Source organism: Flavobacterium sp. DG2-3 (assembly GCF_030730925.1).
Taxonomy (GTDB): Bacteria; Bacteroidota; Bacteroidia; order Flavobacteriales; family Flavobacteriaceae; genus Flavobacterium.
Window position 1 is genome coordinate 194,977 of record NZ_JAVAMB010000010.1, and the last position, 7,511, is coordinate 202,487.

Consider the following 7,511-nt stretch of genomic DNA (forward strand, 5'->3'; position numbering starts at 1 on the left):
AACCTAATCAATTTCCTTTTCGTTATCTTTTATAAACGTATCAATATTCATTAAATACGGATCGACAACAACACGTTGAGGTTTGGTTTTGATTTTAATTTTTCCGTTAATTTGATTGTTTTTTATTGGGAAAGTATAGCGAAGTAATTTTCCGTTTTCATCATAAATTCCAATATCAATTGTTGGATCGTTTGCAATTTGTTTTCGGTTTCCTCTGGCATCTTCATTGTATTTAAAAGATTCAGCTTTAAAAGTAACTTCATAAAAATTATTCTTTTTCACGCTTTCAACTGCTGAAATTTTAGAAGAATAGGTAATAATCTTTTTAAACATTTCATCCAGTTTTGGATAAAGATTAGGATCAGTTACCAAATAAATTTCTTTCAATAAATCTTCAGAATCCGGAATTGGATTTGGATATTTATAGTGATTCAGAAAATTTCTCAAAGCCAGATTTACTTTTTCTTCCCCAATTAAAATTCGTAATTGATGCATAACCAACATTCCTTTATCATAAGGCAAATGTGGCGTTTCGTAATTCGTTTTATATAAAGGCGTTTCGGGTTCGTAACTTCTGCTGCTCAAATACAAATCCAGATGAATTTTTAAAGTTTCTAAAGCTTTTTCTAAACCATGTTCTTTTTCATAAAGCATCAATTCTGTGTATTGCGCTAAAGTTTCGGTTAAAATCCAGCTTCCTTCTTTTTGTTCTGGACTAATCTGCGCATTTCCCCACCATTCGTGTGACAATTCGTGAGCCGTCAATTGATTGATAATATCTTCTTTATTCTTTTTTTCGAGATTACTGTAAAAACCAAAATTCTCTTTCATGAAAACTGTTGACGGATAAGAAGTTGCTGCAAATCCATCCGCGAAAGCGCTGACTTCGGCATAACGAATGGTTTTGTACGGATATTTTCCAAAATTATTTTGGCAATAATCCAATGTGTTTTTTACATCCTGAATCAATTTTGCAACGTTTCTGGAATGTCTTTTGTCAAAATAAACTTCAATGGAAATGCCTTTATATTTCGTTTTTTTGATTTCATATTCCGCGGAAGCGAAAGCAAATCGAAACGGAATTTTTCCATATGATCTATAATGAAAATAATTGCGATTGTCTTTTCGCCATTTTCCAATCAAATCGCCAATTCCAATTGCGGTTTGATTTTTTGAAGTTGAAACTATAGTTTCGTAAACTATAAAATCATTTATGGTTTTAGATTTCTCTTCCAGTTTTTTTAATGGAGTCTGATTTGGCAAATGTCTTTTAGCGCGTTCTTTTTCACTGCTGATTTCATTAGAATCCTGATAACCAAAAGCTGGAAAATAACGGCTTATTCGCATAAAAGATCCATTTTCGATAATCGAATTAAAAGCGGTATGTCCTTTAAATGGCGACCATATCGACGCAAAAGCAAAATTCATTTTCATTTTCTGATGCCGTTGCAAAGGCTTTTCCAATCTATACCAATAATGCAGAAATTTAGAAACATCGTCCAGTTTTTTGGCATTTTTAATTTCAACAGAAGTCAGTTTCGAATTTCGATCTATATATAGGAGTAAACTATCAATTGGTTTTTCAGAATTATTGATCAATTCATAAGTCCCTTTTACTTCATAACGATTTTCATCTGGAAACAAATCAACATTGCTTTTTACAGCAATAATTGTGGGCTGCGTAAGATTTTCATATTTTTTAAATTGCTTTTCGTATTGTTCGCTCCAATTGTTCTGATCGTCTTTGGTCAAATACGGATATTCGATATTGGTTTTATAAAAAAGAAAACTCCCAAAACCGATAAAAAGAATAAAACCGAAAGCAAAAATTGTTTTTTGAATGTTGTGAAATGAATTTCTTTGAATGGTTTTTAGAATAGAAGCATTTCGTTTCCATAAAATTCCAGTCACTGTCAGCAGCATTAAAGCCAATCCAAAATTGTACAACATCGAAATATGAAAAGGAAAAGTATAATTGCCGTAACCATTCAGATCAAAATATTCTCTTTTAAAAGAATCTCCAAATCCCAATAACGGATGTTCAATTCCTAATTGTTCGCCAATTCCCGTGCAGAACAAAAGAACGATAAAAGCCGAAACCGCCAATCCTAAATATTTGTTTTTAATGAAAGTCTGAATCGCAATTATGAGAATCGAAATAAGAAATAACGGAAATCCGATATAATAAAAGAGTGAAAGATAAAGACCAATTTCGATTGGGGCATTGGCATTCATTAATTGAAAACCAATTCCAATCAAAATATTAATGGCAATAAGCAGCATCGGAATTATAAATAATGACGTCAATTTTGAAAGCAAAACCGAAAATGGAGAATAAGGCGCGGTATTTTCGAGCATTTCAAACTTAGAACTTTCGCTACGGTTTACTAATTCATTCGAATAAAAAAGAACAATCAGAATCAGAATAAAAGGTAAACGATCCATAATTGTAGAAATCATCAACGCCGTATTGGTAATGTTTTCTGCCAATCGTGTTCCGCCGTCAATTTCGTCCGAAATCTCAATTAGCAATAATCCTGAAAATAAAAGTACAATCAGTAAAAACGGAATTCCTTTCAGAATTAAATAAATATCCATTTTCAAATTGCTTTTAAAAACAAGCCAATTATGTCTGAAAGTTTTAATTTCGATTTGTTTTGGAATTGCAGCAGAAAACACGCTGGTTTCTTTTTTAATTGTTTTGATTGATTTTATCTTTTTAGTTTTCGTTTTTCGAAAAGAAAACAATTTATACGAAACAAAAAGTAAAATCAAAGAAATGGAAATCCATAAAATTCGATTGAACAAAAAGTTTCCCGAAAGCGAAAGTAACTGAGTATTTTTCGCAACAGAAGTCCAATATCGGGTTTGTTCTAAAAATGCAGCCAATCCAAACGGATCAATTTTCGCGGCCAGAGACATCGCTTTCGCGGAAGACGGAGATGCATTTGCAAATAGTGGAGAGTTTGAAAAAACCGAACCCGCGATATATAAAATGTAAACCAATAATCCGCCAACATAAATAAAAAGTTTACTTCTGGTAATCCACGCCAGCGCCGTAACAATCGAAAGACACAATAAAATATTCGGAATCACTATTACGAAATAAGGCCAGAGATAATTCATGATTTCAAAAGGTCCAATATCGCTTCCCTGAATCCAAGGCATTAAATGTCCAATCATCATTCCGATAACAAACATTCCGAAAGAAGTTGTAGCAATTAAAAATGCGGTTATAAATCGACTGAACAAATAATTGAATTTTGAAATGGGAGCAGCGAAAAGAATAGCATCAAATTTAGTTTCATATTCTTTTAAGAAATTCTGAGCGGTTTGAATGGTAATCGAAAAAATAACCGTCAGCGAAATCAGACCAATCGCGTACGTCAAAACAAAAGGTCCGTTTTTGTACGCGCCCGAAAAAGAGAAATTCGCAAAAGCGCTTGTCATAAAGCCCAATACTATATATATAAGATACGAAGCATAAAAAGTCCAGTTTCTAGAATTGTTATGCCATTCAAATTGAATTAATTTAGAAAGCATAGGACTATTTTTTTAGGTTTTGAGATAAAACATTGAAGTAAACATCGTTTAAGTCTGGTGAAACTAATTCAAATCCAGAATCAGGTCGTTGTTCTGAATAGACATGAATATTGAGTTTTCCCGAATTTAAATGGGAGGAAATAATATTGAAATGTTCTTTATGTGATTCCAATTCCGTTTTCTGAATCGCTTTCATCCAGATTTTATCTTTCAGAGAATTAACCGTTTCGTTTGGATTTCCTTCCAAAATCAGTTTTCCATTGGCAATAACAGCCATTTTAGTGCATAAGTCGCGAACGTCTTCTACAATATGTGTCGAAAGGATTACGATAATGCTTTCGCCGATTTCACTCAAAAGATTGTTGAAACGGTTTCGTTCTTCAGGATCCAATCCGGCAGTTGGTTCATCGACAATAATAATCTTCGGATTTCCTAATAAAGCCTGTGCAATTCCAAAACGCTGACGCATGCCGCCCGAAAAAGAATGAACCGCCTTGTCTTTATGCTGCAATAAATTGGTTTGCTGTAATAAATACAAAATCTGGTCGTGTCTTTCTTTTTTGTTGACAATTCCCTTCAAAATCGCCAAATGATCCAATAACCGATAAGCTGATATTTTGGGATAAACGCCAAACTCCTGTGGAAGATAACCCAGATTTTCTCTGATAAACATTGGATTTTCCAGAATATTGATTCCGTTAAATTCGATAATTCCCGAACTTGGTTCCTGCAATGCAGCAATGGTGCGCATTAAAGTCGATTTTCCGGCGCCGTTCGGCCCAAGTAAGCCAAACATCCCATTTGTAATTTCAAGCGATAAATTATTAATCGCCTTTGTGCCGTTCTCATACGTTTTGCTGAGATTTTTGATGGATAAACTGTTCATTTTTTGATTGATTTTTGATGATTATAGAAATGATGATTTGAAAAATTTAGGCAATAGAAATCCTGTCGGTCATAAAAACCGATTTTTTTAAAGTCAGAATGAAAATAGAGTTTACTCGTTTACGTATTCTAAAATATCTCCGGGCTGACAGTCGAGAATTCTGCAGATCGCTTCGAGTGTGTCAAAACGAATTCCCTTTGCCTTTCCGGTTTTTAGAATCGATAAATTAGCAGGCGTTATATCTAGTTTTTCTGCCAACTCTTTACTCTGCATCTTGCGTTTGGCAAGCATTACATCAACATTTACAATTATTGGCATAGTTATATAAATAAGTCTTGTTCGTTTTGAAGGTTTAAACCTTGTCTAAAAATAGCGGCGAGAAAATAAGCAAAAGCGCCCAGCATTCCGTGTAATATGATAAACATCCAGACTTCATTATCCAGCGGAACAAAAAAGAATGCAATAAAAATCACAATACTCGGAATTAATAAATTCGCTAAATAAAAATGCCTCAAATGCGAAACCCCGTTTGGAGTAAATAATTTTGGCTGAAAAAATACTTTGAAAACATTACTGCTCAACAAAAAGAAAAGTCCGTAAAGACTCAACGGAGCCAGAAAATCAAACAATATATAAGGTAGGTTATAATCGCCCAGCATTAAAGGGCGTTCTGTAAAAGGGTAACAAACCTGAAAATACTTTCCGTTATCTTTAAAAGTTAAAAACAATCCTGTTAGTAAAGTAAAAACAGAATAAGCTGCTAGAAAAAAATAAACCGCAGCTAAAAATCGGGTCAGATAAAATAATATTCTGGAAACGATATGAGTTGTTTTCATATATCACAAAGTTAAATTGATATTGCAAATGTATAATTAATTATCGTAAAACAATAATTAATTATCAAAATTTGGCCATTATAGTTTTAGGTTATAATATTATAGTTCAATTAACACTAGAAATAAAAAGGCATTGGCATAAATGACTTAATTTTGCATTTTAGCCTTATTTATATATGAAAAACCCAATTTCAGTCTCAATATTAGAGCTTGCGATTATCACCCAAGATAGCAACGCAACAGAAACATTTCAAAAAGCAAAAGATATTGCCCAATTAGCCGACAAAATCGGATACAAAAGAATGTGGCTCGCAGAACACCACAATATGGCGCACGTTGCCAGTACGGCAACAGTCGTATTAATTGGTTATATAGCTAGTCAAACACAAAACATTCGCGTAGGTTCTGGCGGTATCATGTTACCGAATCATTCGCCATTAGTTGTGGCAGAACAATTCGGAACATTAGAAACCCTTTATCCAAACCGAATCGATTTAGGTTTAGGAAGAGCGCCGGGAACAGATCAGCCAACTGCCGAAGCAATCAGAAAAGACTTTTTCGAGCAGGCGCAGCGATTCCCACAGAATGTAAGCAAGCTTCAAGAATACTTTTCATCTGAAAATGCCACAGGAAAAGTCCGCGCGTTCCCAGCCGAAGGCTTAAAAGTGCCTATCTGGATTTTAGGATCAAGTATGGATAGCGCAGCTCTCGCAGCCGCTTACGGACTTCCTTATGCTTTTGCAGGACACTTTGCGCCAAAACTAATGATTCAGGCATTTGAATTTTACAGAGAAAATTTCCAGCCTTCTGAATTTCTAGATAAACCCAAAACAATGGCATGTCTTAATATTATTGCGGCAGACACAAATGAAGAAGCAGAACTTTTGTCTACAAGTCTATATCAAATGTTTTTAAACTTAATAAGAAACGACCGCAAAGGATTGCAACCCCCGGTTCCGTCATTAGATGATATTATGAACGAAGCAGAACGTTTTCACGTAAACCAAATGACAGCCGGAACCTTTACAGGAAACAAAGATCAATTAATTACAGATCTCAAAAAGTTTATCAACTACGCTAGAATCGACGAGCTAATGGTAACAAGTCCAATCTTCGATCATGAAGCAAAATTAAAAAGCATTGAAATTACCAAAGAAGTAATCGATGCGATAAATGAATAATATATAAGGTAGTTTGCGCTATTATATATAGGAACGATTTTTAGATTCACAACCCGACAGGTTTCCAAAACCTGTCGGGTTTGCTTATTATATATGTATAGATTCCAATTTTCTGTAGAGGCGCACCGCAGTGCGTCTTGCGGCAGTATTTTCAATCTGGAAACATTATATTGGTTAGTTGGTTTGGAATTTGGATTCGAGCGATAGCGGACAGGCGAAGCAATTTAAGGATTTTGGAATTTGAATAATAATGAGGAGCTGATACCTGCTTTACGCTGTATCTTTTGCTTTTTAAAGGAAAAAGCAAAAGGATGCCGCTCCAATCAGGGCTAGGGGAGCCGTTTCCAGAAGAAGATTTATGCTCATTTAGGCTAACAAAAGAGCCTGAACACTGAAAATTCCATATAAATAATGAAAGAAAGGAAGCCGAAATTGCTTAAATTTTAATAAATCGAAGAAAAACCCCACAGGGAATTGAAAAACTTTGAAAATTAAAGACAAGGTTACCAGCACGTTAAGAAAAAGATTGAAAAAAAGGCAAAAAAACCTGCCGAAAAAGCTTGTATAACTGGAAAAAGGGGCTACTTTTGCACCCGCAACAGCGAAAAGCGCTCATCGAAATACTGGCAGGCCAAGGGAATCATTCTTCTTTAAAAAAGAAGAAAAAAAAGATTCGGAAAAGCTTGCAGGATTTGAAAATGCTTTTTACATTTGCACCCCGCAAAACACGGAAGGCCCTTTGAAGGATTGGAAGAAAAATTAAGGAAATGGGATGAAAAAATCCCCAAAAAAAACTTTAAATTTTTCTTGCAGGAAACAAAAAGAAGTTTTAGTTTTGCACCCGCTTTGAGAAACAAGCGAAATTAAAAAGAAGACACGTTCGTAGACATATTGAATTGACAGCCGTCCGAATCGAAAGATGAGGACAAAAAGAATAAGAGCAGTAGAGTCGGAAGATTCGAAAAAGAACCGATAGAAAGCGTCGATTATATAATATTAAAATATACGATGAAGAGTTTGATCCTGGCTCAGGATGAACGCTAGCGGCAGGCTTAACACATGCAA

5 protein-coding genes are annotated in these 7,511 nt (G+C 34.6%); 1 reads left to right on the plus strand and 4 read right to left on the minus strand.

Features of this window, described 5'->3' with window-relative positions:
• Positions 1-3 precede the first annotated feature (3 nt).
• The 4 genes from Q9Q97_RS15535 to Q9Q97_RS15550 all read right to left on the minus strand — a co-directional run bounded on the left by Q9Q97_RS15535 (position 4) and on the right by Q9Q97_RS15550 (position 5,265).
• Complete coding sequence (locus Q9Q97_RS15535) at positions 4-3,543, minus strand: M1 family aminopeptidase (RefSeq protein ID WP_306158686.1); 3,540 nt, start codon at positions 3,541-3,543, stop codon at positions 4-6.
• Between the two features lie 4 nt (positions 3,544-3,547).
• Positions 3,548-4,429, minus strand: a complete 882-nt coding sequence (locus tag Q9Q97_RS15540; protein WP_306158688.1) for an ABC transporter ATP-binding protein — start codon at positions 4,427-4,429, stop codon at positions 3,548-3,550.
• 111 nt (positions 4,430-4,540) lie between these two features.
• Complete coding sequence (locus Q9Q97_RS15545; protein ID WP_306158690.1) at positions 4,541-4,747, minus strand: helix-turn-helix transcriptional regulator; 207 nt, start codon at positions 4,745-4,747, stop codon at positions 4,541-4,543.
• A gap of 2 nt (positions 4,748-4,749) precedes the next feature.
• On the minus strand, positions 4,750-5,265 hold the full coding sequence (locus tag Q9Q97_RS15550) for a DUF2975 domain-containing protein (RefSeq protein WP_306158692.1): 516 nt from the start codon (positions 5,263-5,265) through the stop codon (positions 4,750-4,752).
• A gap of 176 nt (positions 5,266-5,441) precedes the next feature.
• Here Q9Q97_RS15550 and Q9Q97_RS15555 point away from each other — a divergent pair, with 176 nt between their 5' ends.
• Positions 5,442-6,446 (plus strand): LLM class flavin-dependent oxidoreductase, encoded by a 1,005-nt coding sequence (locus Q9Q97_RS15555; RefSeq protein ID WP_306158694.1) that lies wholly within the window; start codon positions 5,442-5,444, stop codon positions 6,444-6,446.
• Positions 6,447-7,511: the final 1,065 nt, after the last annotated feature.